Source organism: Pseudomonas abieticivorans (genome assembly GCF_023509015.1).
Classification (GTDB): Bacteria; Pseudomonadota; Gammaproteobacteria; order Pseudomonadales; family Pseudomonadaceae; genus Aquipseudomonas; species Aquipseudomonas abieticivorans.
In genome coordinates, this window is the sequence record NZ_CP094975.1 from 5,840,708 (window position 1) to 5,859,545 (window position 18,838).

Here is an 18,838-nt window from a genome sequence, read left to right on the forward strand (position 1 = left end):
AGCCCAAAGGCCTGCGGTAGCTCACCTCTCGTCTAGACGCAGCCCGCTCAAGCTGACGGCCCCAAGCCTTCGGCGCATTCGGCTGCGCGCCGAAAATTTGCCAACGCCAATGCCGGGGATACGGACATGCAATACGCAGCCTTCAGCGATGAACAAATCAAGACGCTGGTCGACAGCATCGACCGCGACGGTTACGCCGTGTTGCCCAACTGGGCCACGCCTGAACAATTGGCCGAGCTCAAGGGGCTGGTCACCGACAGCATCGCCTCGGCCGGCGGCAACTATGTGGCCTTGAGTGGGCGCCAGGCGGTGACCGGCACCTTGCTGCACGAGTGGGGCACCTCACCGGTGTTCATCGACTTGTGCAAACGGGTGGTCAATACCGCCACCGGCCGAGATTCGGAGGAGACTGGCCTGTTCCAGGTACTGCGCTGCCTGACCGGGTCCACCGGCCGGCGCGAGTCGATGATCTTCCACTATGACTCTTACGTGCTGACCACCATCATGCCAGTGTGCCTGCCGGAAAACGGCCCCAAGGGCGACCTGCTGATGATCCCCAACAAGCGCCCGGTACGCAGCCATTACGCCTGGAACCTGCTGGACAAGGTGAAGGTGGACAACCGATGGGTGCAGGGTTGGCTGGCCAAGCGTCACCAGCAAAAATCCAAGGCGTTCACCCAAATCGCCATGAACCCCGGCGACATGTATTTCTTCTGGGGCTACCGCTCGTTGCATACCAACCTGCCCGGCGACCCCAACGGCGTGCGCGCCACGGCGGTGTTCCATTACGACAACGTGCATGGCTCAAGCTCGCTGGCCAGCCGCATCCGCCAGGTGTTCAAACCGGCCAAGCCGGCCCGCTCCCTGGCCAGACCCCAACCCCGCTGACGCGGGGTTTTTTATGGGCGCTGTATGGCCAGCAGTGCACTTTTTCCGATTTTGCCGCTCTATCCATGGCCAGACGCAGCGATCCCCGCTGCCTCGACAGTGTCCAAGACCCCGAGATCCATGGCCTGTGTGTTTCGTTTTGCCACCTTTAGAGTCGCTTGCGCCTGCTTGCTGATGCTCACCGCCAGTGCCTGCAGCCAGCAGCAGGGGCACGATATCGCCACCCAATTCAGCAACGGCAAGCCCGACGAGTTCTTCCAGACCAGCGTCGACCGCATGGCCACCCTTACCATGCACGACAACCTGCAGAGCCTGTACCTGCTGATGAACAAGCTGTACCTGCGCAACCCCGCCGAGTGGAGGAAGTCCGGCTTCCTGAGCCCGGCCATTGCCGAGCAGCAAGTGCGCCAGGCCATCGAGCAGCAACAGCCGCTGCCCACCCTGGGCAACCGCCGCGACCTGGCGGCGTTGAGCTACGCCTTGAGCCCGGAGTTTCTCGGTGATCGCGTGGGTGCATTCATCTACGCCATCGGCAGCATGCTGGTGACCGCCCATGGCAACCGGTTGCAGTTTTACATGACCGATTCGCTCAACCCGCAGTTCATCAGCAACGCGGCGCGCAACATCGAGAAGGCGACCTGGATGCTCAGCCAACGGCAGACCCGTGAGGGCCAGCCGCTGCTGTTTTCCAATGAGATTTCGGAGGAGGGCAGCAACCTGAGTTTCGCCACCGAGTTTGGCAAGATCGTCGCCCGGCTGGAGTTGCTGACGCAGATGCTCGACGAGCGATACCGACGGATCGGTCTGAATTATGCGCAGAGCTTGCTGTTCATGAATTTCCTGCCGGTGCAGTGACGCCCCGGCTCAACCCACCAGCAATGCGGTGCCGTATAGCCCGATGGCGAACACAATGTGCCCGACCACGTTCAGCAAGCGTGCCTGGTTGGGTTTGGGCGCACCCGAGCAGGCAATGCCCACGCCCATGCCCGGTTGCAACACGAACCAACCCAGGCCCACGGTCAAAAGGCCCACGATCAAGGCCGGCGTGAAGTGCGGCGCATGCACCCAGTCCACGCCCCAGATCAGCAACAACGCGCCGGCGAAGACCATGCCGGTGAAGTAGTGCATCGCCCAGCCCACCGCCAACTCGCCCTCCACGGGCTTGGACTGGCTGATGCCTTGCTGGTGCACGAACCTGCCGCCGGCCATGCCGGCAAACCAGCGGCCCACGAAGTGCCAGGGTGGGGTTGGCAGTTTGAACAGGGTCTTGAGTAGCAGGGCCCAAAGGTCGAGCAGCGCGGTGGCGCCAGCGCCCAGCCATACGGAATAAACAATGAAGTCGAGCATGTGAACCCTTGTCTGCCATGGTCTGTTAAGGCCGCTAAAGTACCAGAGCCGCGGCCAAAACGCTTAATAGGGGCTGAACAAGGCCGGCAAAAATGGCAACATGGGCGTCTTTATTGCCTGTGGTTCTGCCGGCGGCATGGGTTTGGATGTGGAGTGTTGATCTATGGCTGTACAACAAACAATGACAGTGACCCCGTTCAGCGGCCCGTTGCAGGGCCAGGTTTCGCCTCCGGGGTCCAAGTCGATCACCAACCGTGCGTTGCTGTTGGCCGCCCTGGCCAAGGGCACCAGCCGCCTGGATGGCGCGCTGAAAAGCGATGACACCCGGCACATGTCCGATGCGTTGCGCCAAATGGGCGTGACCATCGATGAGCCCGACGACACCACCTTCGTGGTCACCAGCGTGGGCCACCTGAGCGTGCCGGCTCAAGCGCTGTTCCTGGGCAACGCCGGTACCGCCGTGCGCTTTTTGACTGCCGCCGTGGCCACGGTCAACGGCAGCGTCACCCTGGACGGCGATGAATACATGCGCAAGCGCCCCATTGGCCCGTTGCTGGGCGCCTTGCGCGCCGGTGGCGTGAGCGCCGAAAGCGCCACCGGTTGCCCACCCGTGCAGGTCCAGGGTACCGGGCGCCTGCAGGCCAGGCGCTTTGAAATCGATGGCGGTTTGTCCAGCCAGTACGTCTCGGCACTGCTGATGGTGGCTGCCTGCGGCGAAACCCCGATCGAAGTGGCCCTGACTGGCAAGGACATTGGTGCGCGCGGCTATGTCGACCTCACCTTGGCCTGCATGCGAGCGTTCGGCGCCCAGGTCAGCGAAGTCGACGACGGCACCTGGCGGGTCGAGCCCACCGGCTACCGCGCCTGTGACTACTTCATCGAGCCGGACGCTTCGGCCGCCACCTACCTGTGGGCTGCCCAGGCGCTGACCCAAGGCCGCATCGACCTGGGCGTGGCCGATGAGGATTTCACCCAACCGGACGCCAAGGCCCGCGAAATCATCGCGCAGTTCCCGCACATGCCGGCAGTGATCAACGGCTCGCAAATGCAGGACGCGATCCCCACCCTGGCGGTGCTGGCGGCGTTCAACGAAACGCCGGTGCGCTTCGTCGACCTGGCCAACCTGCGGGTCAAGGAGTGCGACCGCGTGCAGGCCCTGCACGACGGCCTGAACGAAATCCGCACGGGCCTGGCCAGCGTCGAGGGCGATGACCTGCTGGTGGCCGCCGACCCGGCGTTGGCCGGTATTACCTGCAACGCGCTGATCGACACCCACTCCGACCATCGCATCGCCATGTGCTTTGCCTTGGCGGGGCTGAAAGTGGCCGGCATTCGCATTCGCGACCCCTTGTGCGTGGGCAAGACCTATCCTCAATACTGGAATGCCTTGGCATCGTTGGGTGTGCAGATGCAAGGCGGCGAAGTCGACATTTGAACCGGAGGCGCGCATGAACCTTGGAGCCGAGGACACCGATGAGGATGTGCCTGAGCCGTGGGATGAGGACGAAGGCACGGGCTGCTCGGAGGTGCCGCTGAACGATCTGGATGAAGCGGCGGATGTGGGCAATACCGATTCGGATTAACCCGCCGCATCAGGCCAATCCCACTCTGTAGGCGCGCATTCAGCCGCGAAGGCGCCGCCGCGGTAGGCCTGATACCGAGCGGCGTTTTTTCGCGGATCAATCCGCTCCTACAGGGCGGATGGGGTTATCCGTGGGCGCGGACTCATTCGCTGCGCTGTCATGGGTTGTATTTGGTCTGCAACGCCTTGGCCTGGTCCAGGTGGTGCTCGATCTTGGGCAGGGTCTTCGCCGCCCAGGCTTTTAGCTCAGGGTTATCGCTGGTATCGGCCTCCTTCTTGAACAGCGCCACAGTGTCTTCGTGGGCCTTGACCTGGTTATTGGTGTAGGCCTTGTCGAAGGATTCGTCGCGCATTTCCAGGATCATCTTCTTCGCTTTGGCGGTCAGCGCGGCGTCGTCGGGCACTTGCAGGTCAAGTTTTTTCGCAAGCGCCGTCAACTCGTGGTTGGCAGCGGTGTGGTCCTTGACCATTTCGCTGGCAAACGCCTTGATGTCTGCGGACGCACTTTTCTCTTGCGCCAATTTGCCGGCCTCGACCTCCGCGATACCGCCGGCGGCCGCAGTGTCGACGAAGTCATTGGAGGTGGCGGCAAACGCCTGGCCGGCAAGGCCACTGGCGATCAGGCCGGCGACGGCCAGGTGCTTGAAGTTGAAATGATCCATGGTGATCTCCCGATTATTATTGGCACGGCAAAGGCCGTTACAGGTATGGAGCTTGCGGGAGCGCAAAAGGTTTAAAGATTTTGTTCACGGCGCCGCGTGCACGGTCCACGCCACTAGCTTGGCCACAATGGGCCGCACAATCAGCACGCAAACAAATGCCGCAGGCATGGCCACGCGGTAAGCACTCAATACGTTTGCAAGGTAATCGGCGCCCAGGCCGAACTCCGCGGCCGTGATCACCAGGCACATCAAAAAGGCCATGATCGAGGCCATGTAGAACGCAAAGATATACGGCGTGGTGCGCCGCGACAGCTTGAAGGTACGAGCGATACGGGTATTTTCGGCAGTCATGAGCTTCCCCCTGAAGCGGTGATTGATCAGCGTGGGCCACGGTAACAAGGGCTGTCGGCCAGCGGTAGACGGCCGTCGATTGGTTCTTTATAAAGTAACGCTTACGAATAAGAGCCCAGTGCCATGAACCTGCTCGGCGCGATCTCAAGTTTTACCCAGGTGGTGGAGGCGGGCAGCATCGCCGGGGCCGCCCGCACCTTGGGCATCAGCGCTGCCGCCGTCAGCCAGAACGTGGCGCGCCTGGAGGCCCACCTGGGCAGCCGTTTGTTGTCGCGCACCACGCGCAGCATGGCCCTGACCGACAGTGGCGCGTTGTACTACCAGCAAGTGCGGCACATCCACCGCGACCTGGAGCGCGCTCACCAGGCCGTCGCCACGGCGGGCGAGCCCCAGGGACGCCTGTGCGTGGCCACCACTTCGGCATTCGGCCGCCATGTGCTGGCCCCCCTGATTCCAGGGTTCAAGGCGCGCTACCCGAAACTCACCCTTGAAATCATCAGCACCGACCGCCGGGTCAATCACCTGCAAGAAGCCATCGACGTGAGCCTGCGCATCAAGCCGCAACTGGAAGACCGCCTGGTGGCCAGGTTGATCGCCCGCGTGCCGTTCATCTTCTGCGCAGCACCGGCCTACCTCGCCCAGGCCGGCTGGCCGCAAACCCCTGAAGACCTCAAGCAGCACGCCTGCCTGGTGTTCCGCTACCCGGTGGACGGGCGTTTTCTGCGCTGGGGCTTTATCCGCGACGGGGTGCGCTTCGACGCGCCGCTGAACGCGTCGATGATCAGCGATGACATCGACGTGCTGGCCCAGATGGCCGTGCATGGGGGTGGGATTACCCGGTTGGCCGACTTCGTGGCGCAACCGTTTATCGACAGCGGGCAACTGGTGGCGCTGTTTGATGACGCCAGCCGCAACAGCGCCTACGCCGAGCCTGAGCCGATGGAAGTCTATGCCTGTGTTACTGACCACAGCGCGTTGACGGCCAAGACGCGGGCGTTTATTGACTATGTTCAGGATTGTTACGGTCGTAGCCGTACAGGCCTGGAAGGTTAGGATTGTACGGGCAATACCCGTACCTTTTGCGCAAAGAATGCCCTGGGCCGGCTAAACCTTCGCCAAAAACACCGGTCAGTGTTTTTACAGGGGCGCAAAACCGCCCCACGGGAGGTACCCATGACCATCATCTGCTTGATCCGCGGCTGCGAATGGAGCCCGCAGCCCGATAACGAACTGCACAACCCCTTGATGCTGTGTGAACGCTGCGTGCGTTGTGGCGCGCAGCGTTATTTGCGGGTGAGTTGAGCAGGTTTACTGGTCTTTCTCGCAGTTGACCATCCAGGCCACGCCGAAGCGGTCGGTGAGCATGCCGAAGCGTGCGGCCCAGAAGGTCGCCTCCAGGGGCATTTGCACGGTGCCGCCCTGGGCCAGTTCGCCGAACACTTTTTCGGCCTCGGGAATGCTGTCGACGTTCAGCGAGATCGAACTGCCGCTCATGCCGGCAGTGGGGCGGTCTGGGGTGGTGTCGGAGCCCATGATGGCCTGGTCGCCGATCGACAGCCGAGTGTGGATGATCAGATCATGAAATTCGGCGGCCACGTGGTCTTTGGCCGGGCTTTCGCCGAAGGTCATCATGGCGTCCAGATGGCCGGGCAGGGCATGGGCGTAGAAGGTGAAGGCGGCCCGGCAGTCGCCGTTGAAGATCAGGTACGGATTGATTTTCATGGGAATACTCCTTCAGGGAGTACTCAGTGTAGCCCAGCCCCTACAGCAACAACCCCTGGCACAACAGCGTCGCGCAGCCGCGCGCATTGGCCGCGCGCTCCCGGGCGCTGACCTGGCCGCGGGCCATCTGGTCGAGCATGCCGACAAAGCATTTGCCGATCTGTACCGAGGTCACGTCCGCGCGGTACAACCCGATGGCCTGCTCCTTGGCGATGTTGCTGGCGATCCAGGCGGCAAGCCCGGCCTTGGTCGCGGTGCAGCCCGGGGGCTGGAAAAACCCGATCTCGGTGAGGCACGGGTCTTCTGCCAAAAAATCCAGGAACTGCTGAAAGCTGCTGGTGACGCTGTCCAGCGCCTCGCCCGGGCTCATCACGGTCTTGATCAGCAGGGTTTGGGTCAGGGCCTCCAGGCGCCGACGGAATTCACCGACCAGTTCCTCGTAGGCCGCTTCCTTGCTTTGGAAATAGTTGTAGAAGGTTGGCTGGCTCAAGCCGCTGGCCAGCACGATGTCGCTGACCTTGGTGTTGTGAAAACCGCGCTTGGCGAATTCGGCGGTGGCCACCGCGCGCAGCCGGGCATGGGTTTGCTCGCCTTTGGTCAAGGCGGCGGGGCGTTTCTTATTCTGGATGCTCATGGCAAATCGGACTCTTGCGTGGGCGGCAAAACTGAAATGACTTTGCACGGATCATACTGGAGAGTAGTATTTAAACGAAATATTACTCCTGAGTAGGTTTTGTCATGCGATTTATCCTCTTCTCCTTGGCGCTGGCGGCGTTTGCCATCGGCACCACCGAATTCGCGCCCATGGGCCTGTTGCCGGTGATTGCCAGCGGCGTGGGCGTGTCCATCCCCAGCGCCGGCATGTTGATCAGCGCGTACGCGGTGGGCGTGATGGTCGGTGCGCCGCTGATGACCCTGTTGCTCAGCCCGGCGCGGCGCAAGACCGCGCTGTTGTTGCTGATGGCGATCTTCACCGTGGGCAACGTGCTGTCGGCCTTCGCACCGGGCTACGCGAGCTTGCTGTTCTCGCGGGTGTTCACCAGCATGGCCCATGGCGCGTTCTTCGGCCTGGGTTCGGTGGTGGCGGCAAGCCTGGTGGCCAAGGAAAAACAGGCCGGTGCCGTGGCCACCATGTTCCTGGGCCTGACCATTGCCAACATTGGCGGGGTGCCAGTGGCTACTTGGATCGGCCAATTGATCGGCTGGCGCGCGGCGTTCTTCGCCACCGCAGGCCTGGGCGTGCTGGCGATGGTGTCCCTGGCGTTCGCCTTGCCACGGGGTGAGAAGGGCCAGATGCCCGAAGTGCGCCGCGAGTTGCGCGTGCTGATGCGCCCGCAAGTGCTGCGCGCGTTGCTGACCACAGTGCTCGGCGCTGGCGCCATGTTCACGCTGTACACTTACATCGCCTCGGTGCTGCAGCACCTGACCCACGCCACACCGACCTTCGTGACCGCCATGCTGGTGGTGATTGGTATCGGTTTCACGCTGGGCAACCTGCTCAGCGGCAAGCTCGCCGAGCGCTCGCTGGAAGGCACGCTGATGGGCTTTCTGGGCGTGCTGGCGGTGATCATGCTGGCGTTCCCGTTTATCGCGACCACCTCGCCAGGCGCGGCCATCACCCTGTTGCTGTGGGGCGCGGCCACTTTCGGCGCCGTACCGCCGTTGCAGATGCGGGTGATGCACGCGGCCCACGATGCGCCGGGCATGGCCTCTTCGGTGAACATTGGCGCCTTCAACCTGGGCAATGCCCTGGGGGCGGCGGTGGGTGGCGGCGTGCTGGGCCTGGGCCTGGGGTATGAATGGATTGCGCCGGCCGGTGGCGTGCTGGCCCTGGCCGGGCTGCTGCTGACCGCGGCCAACCGCAGCCCGGCAGCGGCCACCGGCGCAGCAATGGCTCAGTGAATACTGGACGCCAACTCGAAGATCGGGATGTACATCAGGATCACGATGACCCCGATCAATAGCCCGATGAAGGTCATCAGCAACGGCTCGAACAGGCGCACGAACCATTCGATCCAACGGCTGATCTCCTCGTCGTAGAAGTCCGCGCTGCGCTCCATCATCTGCCCCAGGTTGCCGGACTGTTCGCCAGCCCGCAGCAGGCGCAGCGACACCGGGGTCACTAACTGGTTGAGCTCCAGCGCGTTGGACAACGACAGGCCTTCGCGCACCCGCTCGGCGGCCTGGTCCAGGCGCACCCGGGACTGGACGGTGAGCAGCCCGCGCACCATGCCCATGGCCGTGAGGATCGGGATGCCGCCTTGCAGCAAAATCCCCAATGAGCGGTAGAAACGTGCCAGTTCGTACATGACGATGCGTTGGTGCACGGCAGGCACCTTCTGGATCAGCCGGTCGACGGCGCGGCGAAACAGCGGTTGGCGCTGTACCACGCCCAGCGCCACCGCCGCCACCGCCAGGCCCGTGAAAAACTCGGCCTGGTGGCCGTGCAGGAACATCCCGGTGTTCATCAACACTTGCGACAGCCACGGCAGGTTGTCACCCAGCCCCTCGAACACCAGGCTGAAGCGCGGCACCACGTAGCCCATCAAAAACAACACCACGCCACCGCCGACGATCAGCAGCAGCATCGGGTAGATTGAGGCGCTGACGATCTTCTGGCGCACCTCGTCCATGCGCTGGCGATAGGACACGTAGCGGCCCAGTGCCTCGCCGACCGACCCGGTCTTTTCGCTCGATTGCACCAACGCCACGTACAGCGGCGGGAACACCGCGCCCAGTTGGCTGAGGGCCAGGGAGAACGACTTGCCTTCGTACAACAGGCGTACCAGCTCGCTCAGGGTCTTGCGGGCGTTGGGGGCGGTCTCCTTTTCCGCCAGGCTTTCCAGGGCGTCAATCAGCGGCAGGCCGGCATTGATCAATGTGGTCAGCTCCTGGCTGAACAGCACCAGGTTGAAGGACTCCTTGCGGTGCAAGCGTAGCGGGTGCCAGTGGCGTTCGGCGCGCAGGCTGACCACCCGCAAGCCCTGGTCCTCGGCCAAGCGACGGGCTTCGGCCTGGCCGGGCGCTTCGACCGTCAGGGATACCACCGCACCTTTGCCGACTGCCTTGAGATGAAACCGCATGCCGTGCGCCCCTTACTGCCAGTTGGTGATTTCGGCGTTCTCGCCTTCGCCGCCGGGTTGGCCGTCCTTGCCCATGGAGCTCAGGTCGTATTCGCTGTTTTCCCCGGGGTAGCGGTACAGGTAATTGCGCCCCCAAGGGTCTTGCGGCACTTTTTTCTGAAGGTAAGGGCCGGTCCACTTGGTTTCATCGCTGGGCGCCACCACCAGTGCCTGCAAGCCCTGCTCGGTGCTGGGGTAATGCCCCACCTCCAGCCGGTACAGGTCCAAGGCCTTGCCCAGGCCCTCGATCTGCGCCTTGGCCACCTTGGCTTCGGAGCGGCCCAATTGGGCGAAATACTTGGGGGCGACGATGCCGGCCAACAGGCCCAGCACCACCAACACCACCAGCAATTCGAGGAGGGTGAAGCCGGCCTGGGCACGGCGGCGGTTAATGCAGGAACGGTTCATGGTGACCTCACAGAGTCGGTAGGCCCAACGCCTGATGCAATTGCCATGCTCACCGGCCCTCAAGCCTGCCAACCCCAGGTAAACCGGGCCTTGCGCGAGTCGGCACAGTGCTTGCTCAAGGCTTGGTTGCGTGTGGCCACTGGGGCATATCCCCCACTTTTCGGTTGCCGCGAAGGGGAGGTTCACCATGCGCTTGATCATCACCGCATTCCTGGCCGGGCTTGCCGCCAGCAGCATCGTCCAGGCCGACGTCTATATTTCGCGGGACGCCAACGGCGGCTACGTGCTGTCCAACGTGCACCGCCCCGGCCGCCACTATGAGCGGGTTATCCAGGAAGCCTCGCTGGGGGTGGCCAGCGTGGCCGAACAGCCGCAGATGATTGCCAACCAGCCGTACGCCGAGTTGGTGTCGGCGGCCGCTACCGCTAACCAATTACCTGCGGCCTTGCTGCATGCGGTGATCAAGGCTGAATCGGCCTACAACCCCAGTGCCTTGTCGCCCAAGGGGGCTGCGGGGTTGATGCAACTGATGCCCGACACGGCGCGGCAAATGGGCGTGGCCAACGTGTACGACCCCCAGGCCAACATCCAAGGCGGCGCGCGTTACCTCAAGCAGTTGATGACCCTGTTCGGCAACGACATCGCCCTGGCCGTGGCGGCGTATAACGCCGGGCCCGATGCGGTGCTGAGCCGCGGCCGGGTGATCCCGCCGTTCGCCGAAACCCAGCGCTACGTGCCCAGCGTGCTGCGCCAGTACCGGCGCTTGCAAGGCTTGGCGGTGGATGCCCCACTGTAACCCCCAACAGTGGGGCCAGCCGGCCCCGCGGGGAATGTGGGGAATGTGTGGGGCAAATCCCCCACTTGATTAAGTTGATAATGTAAGCTCATGAAATATAACAAATAATAATCTGGCATGAGCTTTGCTCGGGTGGTTTTGTCCTGTACAGCACCCCCTTGCGAGGCCCGTCCCATGAACGGCATATCCCCGTCACCGCGGTTGATGAACCTGCTTCTGCTGATCGGTTCCCTGTTTGGCCTTGAGCCGTTTGCCGAGGCCCAGGTGCGCTGTGAGCGCAACCTGGTCGCGCAGGTGGTAGCCCTTGATCAACCCCTGATGTTCAACCGCCTGGGCGCGCAAAACGCCAACGGCATGCTCTACGCGCTGCGCCGCGACGTGGTCGATGACCGTGGCGTGTCGCTGGCCCAGGGCGGGGCGGCGGTGCCTGGCAAAGTGACCCTGCGCGCCGACAAGCGCCCACGGCCGATCGTGCTGCGCATGGCCGCCGGCGACTGCCTGACCGTGCACTTGCAGAACTTGCTGGCCTATCAGGCCAACCCGGCGAGTGACCAGGGGCAGGATGAAGTCCAAGATCAGGCGGGCGCCCAACTGCCGGTGGTCGATGACCAGGTGGCCGACCGTCACGTGGGCTTTCAGGTCAACGGCCTGCAGGCCGTCAGCAGCATCGATGACATTGCCTCGTTCAGCGGGCGTAACGCCAACAGCCTGGTGGCCCCCGGGGCCAGCCGCAGCTATGTGTTGTTCGGTGAGCGCGAAGGCGCCTTTGCCGCCAGCAGCCGTGGCGCGACGTTTGGCGGGGAGGGCAATGCCGGCAACGCGGCCAATGGCCTATTTGGCGAAGTGGTGGTACTGCCCAAGGGTGGCCGCGCCTACCGCAATACCGTGACCGAAGAAGAGCTGCGCCTGGCCAGTGTGGGCCGCACGCCAGCCGGCCAGCCGGTGGTGGATTACCAGGCGCGCTACCCGCAACGCCAACCCTGGGTCGGCGAAGCCCGCGGCGGGCTGCCGATTCTGAACATGCTCGATGGCAATGAAATCATTGCCAGCGACAGCGATGCCATCGTCATGGGCAGCAATGCCGATGGCAGCTTCCCCCCGGCCACCTACCCGCTGGAAGCGGTGGGCAAGCGCAACCCGGCGTTGCCCAACCGGCTGGAACCCTTTCGTGATTTTGCCTCGCAGTTCCAGGATGAGGTGGCCGTGACCCAGGCGTTCCCCGGTTACTGGGCGGACCCGGTGATGGCCCATGTGCTGGAGCCCACCCGCGATTCGTTCATGATCAACTACGGCTCCGGCGGCATGGGCGCCGAGGTCATCGCCAACCGCCTGGGCGTGGGCCCGATGCATGATTGCCTGTCGTGTGCCTACGAAGAATTCTTTTTAAGCTCGCACACCGTCGGCGACGTGGCGATGCTGGTGGACGTGCCGGCCAACGTCGGCCTGGAAAACATCCGCCCAGGCCAAGTGCCGAGTGCCGACCAGGTGGGCGTCAAGGCCAGCATGGCGCTGTACCCGGCCGAGCCGTCCAACGTGAACCACAGCTACATCGGCGACCTGGTGAAGTTTCGCAACACCCACAATGGCCACGAGCAGCACATCTTCCACCTGCACGGGCATCAGTGGCTGTTCAACCCCAACGACGACAACTCCGACTACATCGACGCCCAAGGCATTGGCCCGGGCGCCGGCTACACCTACGAAATCGCCAACGGCGGCTCGGGCAACCGCAACCGCGTGGCGGGCGACGCCATTTACCACTGCCATTTCTACCCCCACTTTGCCCAGGGCATGTGGGCCATGTGGCGCATCCATGACGTGTTCGAGGAGGGCACTGTGCTTGAGGTGTCGCAACAAGGCGTCGACGGTTACCACACCGCGCCCTTCGCCTTGCGCAGCGGCAAGCCGGCCGCCGGCGCACGGGCCTTGCCCGATGGCGAGATCATTGCCGGCACACCGATCCCGGCGGTGGTGCCACTGCCGGGCAAGGCCATGGCGCCGATGCCCGGCAAAGTGGCGGTGGTGCCCAAACTGGGTGAAACCCGGCTGGCCGCCAACGATGACGACGGTGAGGGCGACGATGATGATGGGCAACACGGCGGCGGCCAGCAGGCCATCGGTTCCCTGGCCGTGGTGGACCGCAGCCAGGCCAACCGCAACGCCGACGGCAGTTTGAAAAACCCAGGCTACCCGTTCTGGATCGGTGGCATGGAAAGCAGCGTCGGCCAACGTCCGCCGACCCCGCCGCTGGACATGCTCGACCCGGCCCAGGCCACTGCGCTCAAGGCCACGGGCAAGGCCTTGTGGGCCAACCTGGACCCGGTCCAGGCCGGTGGTTGGAACGGCGGTTTGCCGCGCCATGCGCTTGACGGCGTGGCGGCAGGGGGCGAGGCCGACACCCAGACCACCTCGCTGGACTTCTCCAAGGTGGTGACCCGCGCCAAGCCCCTGTACCTGCCTGAAGAGGGCACAGAGGTTGAGCAGTCTGCCATGGCCTTCCATGCACTCAAGGAACACCCAAGCTACGCCGTGCTACCCGGCAACCAAGTGGTGCCCAAGCCGTTTCGCACCAACGGTGCCTTGCCGGTGGCCGGCGCGCCGTACTACGAGCCGTGCATGGACGATCGGCAAAAACGCCTGACCGCCAGTGCCGGCCTGGGTGAATTCAACAGCGGCGAGCGCCTGGACGGCGTCTCGTTCACTGGCGCGTCCACCTTCAGCGCCGACCGCCCGCGGCTGTACAAGGCGGCCAACATCCAGTTCGACGCGGTGTACAACAAGGTCGGCTACCACTTCCCGCAGGCGCGCATCCTGGCCTTGTGGGAAGACGCCTGGCCGGTGATCACCAAGCAGCGCCCACCCGAACCCCTGGTGATGCGCATGAACACCTTTGACTGCGTGATGTACCAGCAAACCAACCTGATCCCGGCCACCTACGAGATGGACGACTACCAGGTGCGCACGCCCACCGACGTGATCGGCCAGCACATCCACCTGCCCAAGTGGGACCTGACCTCGGCCGATGGTTCCTCCAATGGTTGGAATTACGAAGACGGCGTACTCTCGCCCGGCGCGGTGGTGGAGCGCATCCATGCCATCCGCACCTTCAACGGCTGCACCGCCAGCGACCCGCGCGAAGGCAGCGCGGCGTGCCCACAGGCAAAAAACCATCCGTTCTTCGGCCGCTATGGGCGCGCCGATTGGCTGGGTGCACGCACAGCCATGCAGCGCTGGTTCATCGACCCGCTGGTGAACACCCGTGGCATTGATCGGGGCCTGGGCACCATCTTTACCCATGACCACCTGGGCCCTTCGACGCACCAGCAGATCGGCTTGTACGCCACGGTGCTGGCCGAGCCTGCCGGCTCCACCTGGAACCATGCCGAAACCGGCGAGCCGTTGTACAGCGGCGCACGCCAGGACGGCGGGCCGACGTCCTGGCAAGCGGTGGTCAACACGGGCGACCTGGATGGCGACGGGCGCAACGACAGCTTCCGCGAATTTTTCCTGGAATACAGCGACTTCCAGCACGCCTATGAAGCCGGCGTCTACGTGGGCGCAGGCCCCGATGGGGTGCCCAATGCCCAGGCATTCCCGGCCACCACCGAGAGCTTTCGCTACGCCATCAACCCGCCGCTGCGCAAGCAGGGCCCCAACTTGCTCGAGTCGGTGGTGGAAACCCGCGGCGGCCTGGCACCCGGCTGCCCGAGACGGCCCTGCCCGCAAGCGATCTCGGTGGATGACCCAGGCATGTTCGTGGTCAATTACCGCAACGAGCCGCTGGCCCTGCGCGTGTACGACCCCAACAAGGTTGGCCCCGACGGCAAGCGCGGGCTGCAGGCCGACGGCCTGGGTGGCGACCTGGCGTACGCGATGCACAGCCGCACCGACCGGGCCATCGCGGCGATGAACCTGGCGCCCAACCTGGTCACCTCGGCCACCGGGCCCACGGGCGGCACCACGCTGTTCCCGCCGCACATCAACAAGGGCGGGGCCGAGCCCGGTGACCCGTTCACCCCCATGCTGCGCACCTACACCGGTGACAACGTGCGCCTGCGGGTGCACGCCGGTGGCCACGAGGAAGAGCACAACGTGACCCTGCACGGGGTCAAGTGGCTGCAAAGTGGCTCGGGCTTCGGCAACAGTTCCAACTCCGGCTGGCGCGCCTCGCAGATGATCGGCATTTCCGAGCAGATGGGCTTTATCGCGCCGGTGTCGATGCTCTCGAGTTCTGCCGCCACCACCGGGGATTACCTGTATTCCATGGACGCCTCCATCGAGGGCTACTGGAACGGCATCTGGGGGGTGATGCGCAACTACACCGCCAAGCGCGCCGACCTGTTCGCACTGCCCAACAATGCCACCCCGGCCGGGGCGCGCAACACCGTGGCGTTCGACGGCGCCTGCCCGCGTATCGGTGTCAACCCCACTGGCATCGGCACCCGGCCCACGCCGCAGCGCAACTATGAAGTGGTCGCGGCATTGGCCAACGATATTCTGAAAAACCCGCTGAACGTCAGCCTGACGGACCCTGCCGGCATCAACCAGCACATCGGCGGGCCACTGAACCCGGCCGGCGGTACCCTGGTGTTCAACAGCCGGGCCACCGCCATTGCCCAAGTGACGGTCACTGACCCCGAGGACGGCGAAACCTTCACCATCGGCGGCAATAGCGGGCCGTTGCATGACCCCACGGCGATCCTCTACGTGCGCAAGGCCGACCTGGACCCGGCCACCGGCAAGCTCAAGCCCGGTGTGCCGATCGAGCCGCTGGTGCTGCGCGCCACTGCCGGTGACTGCATCAACATCACCCTGGAAAACCGCCTGCCCAGCATGATGCCGGACCTGGCCAGCACCGCCGTGATGCAAGGCCTGGTCAAGCGCGATCGCAACCACACCGAGGGTGCCAGCACCTTCAACAACAACCAGTTGCGCCCCTCCAGCCACGTGGGCCTGCACGCGCAATTGCTGGCCTATGACATCACCAAGTCCGACGGCACCAACGTCGGCACCAACCCGATCCAGACCGTGCCACCCAGGGTTGGCAGCACCGGCGCGTACCCCAGCCGGGTGTACCAGTACTACGCCGGGCACCTGGAGCGCGAAGGCAAGCCGGTGTCGCAGTTGGGCCGCAGCGTGGACAACATCAACGCCACGGCCATCGAGTTTGGTGGCCTCAACCTGACCACGGCCGACGTGATCAAGCAGCCGCAAAAAGGCTTGGGCGGCGCCATGAGCATCCTGCCCCAGGCCGCGACCTGGGTTGAAGATGCGCGCAGCCGCGCCTCGGCCACGGTGACCGTCAGCGGGCAAGCACCGTACCGCGACTTTGCCCAGGTGTGGCAGCGCTCCTTGAACATGCGCTGGGCCAACGGCCGCCCGGTGGAGGGCATGAACACCGAGGGCAACGGCGTGCCGACCGACCCCAAGGACAACTCCGACATGGCCATCAACTACAAGAGCGAACCGTTGTGGTTTCGCTATGGCGTGGCGCCCAACGCGCCGTTCGGGCGCGCGGGCGGTTATGGCCTGGGCGACATCGTCAATGCCCACATGGCCTACAGCAACGCGCTGGTCGGCGGCGATCCGCAGACGCCGGTGTTATGGGTCAAGCCTGGCCAACCGTTTCGCACGCACATCCTGATGCCTTCGGGCGGCAGCCGTGGCGGCACCTACCAGTTGGACGGGCACCTGTGGTCGGTCAACCCCTTCCAATCGGAAAAAAGCGACACCGCTGGCTACCCCATGAGCACGCCTGGCGTGGGCTCGGTGCGGTTTGGCTATAACCCGATGTCGATGTACGTCGGTGCCCACGAAAGCGTCTTGCCGGGGGGGCACTTCAGCTTTATGCACCCCAGTGCCGGCGGCGCCAATGCCATCCCTGGCGACTACCTGTACCGCGATTACGCCGCCTACGGCAATGCCAGCGGGCTGTGGGGGCTGCTGCGGGTGACCAACGAGCCAGAACCTGCGCCGGCGCCTTAGCGGCCAAGAAAAGGGGAACGCACATGGACAAGCAACTTACCCGGGCCGGCCTTGTGGCCGTGGCGGCCCTGCTGTTGGTCGGCTGGCTGGCATTGCCACGCAGCCAGTCACTGGCCAGCGTGCCGCTGCCCGACACCTGGACCGGCCAGCGCCTGGAACGCGATGGCGTGGCCGTGGCCTTCGAGGTGCGCGCGGTGGGCGACAAGGGCGCGCTCAACGAAGGCGATTTTGCCGACGTGCGCTTCAAGGTCAGCGACCTTGCCTCGGGCCAGCCGTTGGCGGATTTGGCCCCCGGCGCCTGGCTCGACCCGGCGCAAACCCAGGTCGGCAGCGACAGCGAACAGAGCTGCAAGTCGCGGGCCGCGTTGTTTCTCAAGAGCAGCATCGGCGCGCGGCCGTTGCTCGACCTCAACAGTTATTACCTGCTGGTGATGAACCAGGACGCCAGCGTGTCGGTGATCGACCCTTCGGTGTCCCTGGGCGGCACCACCAGTACCCTGGGCCGCATCGGGCTGGTGGCCGCGCCCATGGACTGGGTGGCACTCAAGGACAACCGCCGGGTGTTCGTCTCGCAGCCCAGCGCAGGCGAGGTGGCGGTGATCGATGCCCAGCAGTTCCGGCGCGTGGCGTCGATCGCCGCGGGCAACCAACCGGTGCGCGTGGCCTTGCAGCCCGACGAGCGCCTGTTGTGGGTGGGCAATAACGCCAGCGACCCGGCGCTGGCCGGCGTGACCCTGATCGACCCGGGCACCTTGCAGGCGGTCAAGTTTTTGGCCACCGGCCGCGGCCACCACGAGATCGCCTTCAGCAACGATTCGCGCCATGCCTTTGTCAGCAACCGCGACGATGGCACCCTGAGCGTGATCGACATTGCCAGCCGTACCCAGGTGGCGCAACTCAAGACCGGCGGCCAACCGTTGGCGGTGGCCTACTCGGCGTTGTCCCAGGCGGTGTACGTGGCCGATGGCAGCACCGGCACGGTGACCGTGGTGGATGCGCGCAGCCACCGCGTGCGCACGCTGATCCACAGCCAGCCAGGGTTGGGGCCGATACGCTTCAGCCGTGACGGGCGCTGGGGGATTGTGCTTAACACCCTGGAAAACCGCGCGGTGGTCATCGATGCGGCCACCGACAGCCTGGTCCATGACCTTGAGGTGTCGGCCGAGCCTTGGCAGGTCAACTTCACCCAGGCCTACGCCTATGTGCGCGGCCTGGGGTCGCCAAAGGTCAGCATGATCAACCTGTCCTCGCTGGGCGAGGGCCGCACGCCCATTACCCAGGTGTTCGAGGCCGGGGCAGCAGCGCCACGCCAGGCCGGCGACCTGCCGCTGGCCAGCAGCATGGCCAGCTCGCGGGACGAGAACTCGGTGTTCGTGGTCAACCCGGTGGACAACACCACCTACTTTTACGCCGAAGGCATGAACGCCCCGATGTCCGGCTACCTCAACCGCGGGCAGCAGGCGCGCGCGGCGCTGGTGATCGACCACAGCCTGCGCGAGGTTGCGCCTGGGGTGTACAGCGCGCGGGTCAAGTTGCCGCCCGCCGGCAGGTTCGACGTGGCGTTCTTGCTTAACCAGCCCAGCATCATCCACTGCTTCAGCGCCCAGGTATTGCCGGGGGCGGTGGCCGACCCGCGCCTGGCGCAGCCCAAGGTCGACTTCTTGCTCAAGCGCCGCACCGTGACGCTGGGCAGCCCCTATGTGGCGCGGTTCCGTATCGCCCAGGACAGCGGCCGGGTGCCTCGCCGTGGGGTAGCTGACGTGCAGGTGCGCTATTACCTGGCCCCCACCTCGCAGCTGCGCGTGGTGCCGGCCCGCGAGGTGGGCGATGGCCTTTATGAAGCGGCCCTGGACCTGAACCAGAGCGGCGCCTGGTACCTGCACGTGCGGGCGCCGTCCCTGGGCGCGAACTTCGATGACAAGACCTATGCCAGCGTGCGGGTATTGCCCGCGCCAGGCCAATGAGCGGGAGCCTG

The 18,838-nt window shown here is 64.6% G+C and carries 17 protein-coding genes; 10 read left to right on the forward strand and 7 right to left on the reverse strand.

The window, feature by feature from the left end; translation table 11 throughout:
* The first annotated feature begins 126 nt into the window (after nt 1-126).
* Both L9B60_RS26535 and L9B60_RS26540 read left to right on the forward strand, forming a co-directional pair.
* Nucleotides 127-888 carry a phytanoyl-CoA dioxygenase family protein gene (locus L9B60_RS26535; protein ID WP_249673940.1) on the forward strand — a complete coding sequence of 254 codons (762 nt, stop codon included), beginning with the start codon at nt 127-129 and terminating at the stop codon, nt 886-888.
* Between the two features lie 120 nt (nt 889-1,008).
* The gene (locus L9B60_RS26540) at nt 1,009-1,743 is read left to right on the forward strand and encodes a hypothetical protein (protein ID WP_249673941.1); all 735 of its coding nucleotides are present in this window, start codon (nt 1,009-1,011) and stop codon (nt 1,741-1,743) included.
* Nucleotides 1,744-1,752: 9 nt separating this feature from the next.
* Here L9B60_RS26540 and L9B60_RS26545 read toward each other — a convergent pair whose 3' ends face one another.
* Nucleotides 1,753-2,235 (reverse strand): DUF2938 family protein, encoded by a 483-nt coding sequence (locus L9B60_RS26545; protein ID WP_249673942.1) that lies wholly within the window; start codon nt 2,233-2,235, stop codon nt 1,753-1,755.
* Between the two features lie 163 nt (nt 2,236-2,398).
* On the opposite strand from L9B60_RS26545, the gene aroA reads away from it, so the two are divergent.
* Both aroA and L9B60_RS30505 read left to right on the forward strand, forming a co-directional pair.
* Complete coding sequence (gene aroA / locus L9B60_RS26550; RefSeq protein ID WP_249673943.1) at nt 2,399-3,670, forward strand: 3-phosphoshikimate 1-carboxyvinyltransferase; 1,272 nt, start codon at nt 2,399-2,401, stop codon at nt 3,668-3,670.
* 13 nt (nt 3,671-3,683) lie between these two features.
* Entirely contained in the window at nt 3,684-3,818 is a 135-nt protein-coding gene (locus tag L9B60_RS30505; RefSeq protein WP_283780537.1) for a hypothetical protein, read from the forward strand.
* A gap of 157 nt (nt 3,819-3,975) precedes the next feature.
* Here the strand turns inward: L9B60_RS30505 and L9B60_RS26555 are convergent, their stop codons facing one another.
* Both L9B60_RS26555 and L9B60_RS26560 read right to left on the reverse strand, forming a co-directional pair.
* A complete protein-coding gene (locus tag L9B60_RS26555; RefSeq protein WP_249673944.1) occupies nt 3,976-4,479 on the reverse strand; it encodes a DUF4142 domain-containing protein in 504 nt (167 codons plus the stop codon).
* Nucleotides 4,480-4,563: 84 nt separating this feature from the next.
* The gene (locus tag L9B60_RS26560; RefSeq protein ID WP_249673945.1) at nt 4,564-4,830 is read right to left on the reverse strand and encodes a DUF2798 domain-containing protein; all 267 of its coding nucleotides are present in this window, start codon (nt 4,828-4,830) and stop codon (nt 4,564-4,566) included.
* A gap of 123 nt (nt 4,831-4,953) precedes the next feature.
* On the opposite strand from L9B60_RS26560, the gene L9B60_RS26565 reads away from it, so the two are divergent.
* Complete coding sequence (locus L9B60_RS26565) at nt 4,954-5,883, forward strand: LysR family transcriptional regulator (protein WP_249673946.1); 930 nt, start codon at nt 4,954-4,956, stop codon at nt 5,881-5,883.
* 120 nt (nt 5,884-6,003) lie between these two features.
* Entirely contained in the window at nt 6,004-6,132 is a 129-nt protein-coding gene (locus L9B60_RS30510; protein ID WP_283780538.1) for a PSPA7_2676 family Cys-rich small protein, read from the forward strand.
* Between the two features lie 6 nt (nt 6,133-6,138).
* Here L9B60_RS30510 and L9B60_RS26570 read toward each other — a convergent pair whose 3' ends face one another.
* Together L9B60_RS26570 and L9B60_RS26575 are read right to left on the reverse strand one after the other, a co-directional pair.
* Nucleotides 6,139-6,552: a VOC family protein gene (locus L9B60_RS26570; protein WP_249673947.1), complete on the reverse strand. Its 414-nt coding sequence runs from the start codon at nt 6,550-6,552 to the stop codon at nt 6,139-6,141.
* 40 nt (nt 6,553-6,592) lie between these two features.
* On the reverse strand, nt 6,593-7,186 hold the full coding sequence (locus L9B60_RS26575) for a TetR/AcrR family transcriptional regulator (protein WP_249673948.1): 594 nt from the start codon (nt 7,184-7,186) through the stop codon (nt 6,593-6,595).
* A 104-nt stretch (nt 7,187-7,290) separates the two neighbouring features.
* On the opposite strand from L9B60_RS26575, the gene L9B60_RS26580 reads away from it, so the two are divergent.
* On the forward strand, nt 7,291-8,454 hold the full coding sequence (locus tag L9B60_RS26580) for an MFS transporter (RefSeq protein ID WP_249673949.1): 1,164 nt from the start codon (nt 7,291-7,293) through the stop codon (nt 8,452-8,454).
* On the opposite strand, the gene L9B60_RS26585 is transcribed toward L9B60_RS26580, so the two are convergent.
* Both L9B60_RS26585 and gspG read right to left on the reverse strand, forming a co-directional pair.
* A complete protein-coding gene (locus tag L9B60_RS26585; protein WP_249673950.1) occupies nt 8,448-9,635 on the reverse strand; it encodes a type II secretion system F family protein in 1,188 nt (395 codons plus the stop codon). The genes L9B60_RS26580 and L9B60_RS26585 overlap by 7 nt on opposite strands.
* 12 nt (nt 9,636-9,647) lie before the next feature.
* Nucleotides 9,648-10,082 (reverse strand): type II secretion system major pseudopilin GspG, encoded by a 435-nt coding sequence (gene gspG, locus L9B60_RS26590; RefSeq protein WP_249673951.1) that lies wholly within the window; start codon nt 10,080-10,082, stop codon nt 9,648-9,650.
* Between the two features lie 187 nt (nt 10,083-10,269).
* Between gspG and L9B60_RS26595 the strand changes: the two genes are divergently transcribed.
* The 3 genes from L9B60_RS26595 to L9B60_RS26605 all read left to right on the forward strand — a co-directional run bounded on the left by L9B60_RS26595 (nt 10,270) and on the right by L9B60_RS26605 (nt 18,827).
* The gene (locus L9B60_RS26595; RefSeq protein ID WP_249673952.1) at nt 10,270-10,878 is read left to right on the forward strand and encodes a lytic transglycosylase domain-containing protein; all 609 of its coding nucleotides are present in this window, start codon (nt 10,270-10,272) and stop codon (nt 10,876-10,878) included.
* Between the two features lie 174 nt (nt 10,879-11,052).
* Nucleotides 11,053-16,863 carry a manganese-oxidizing multicopper oxidase MnxG gene (gene mnxG, locus L9B60_RS26600; RefSeq protein WP_249673953.1) on the forward strand — a complete coding sequence of 1,937 codons (5,811 nt, stop codon included), beginning with the start codon at nt 11,053-11,055 and terminating at the stop codon, nt 16,861-16,863.
* A gap of 23 nt (nt 16,864-16,886) precedes the next feature.
* The gene (locus L9B60_RS26605) at nt 16,887-18,827 is read left to right on the forward strand and encodes a YncE family protein (RefSeq protein WP_249673954.1); all 1,941 of its coding nucleotides are present in this window, start codon (nt 16,887-16,889) and stop codon (nt 18,825-18,827) included.
* Nucleotides 18,828-18,838 lie beyond the last annotated feature (11 nt).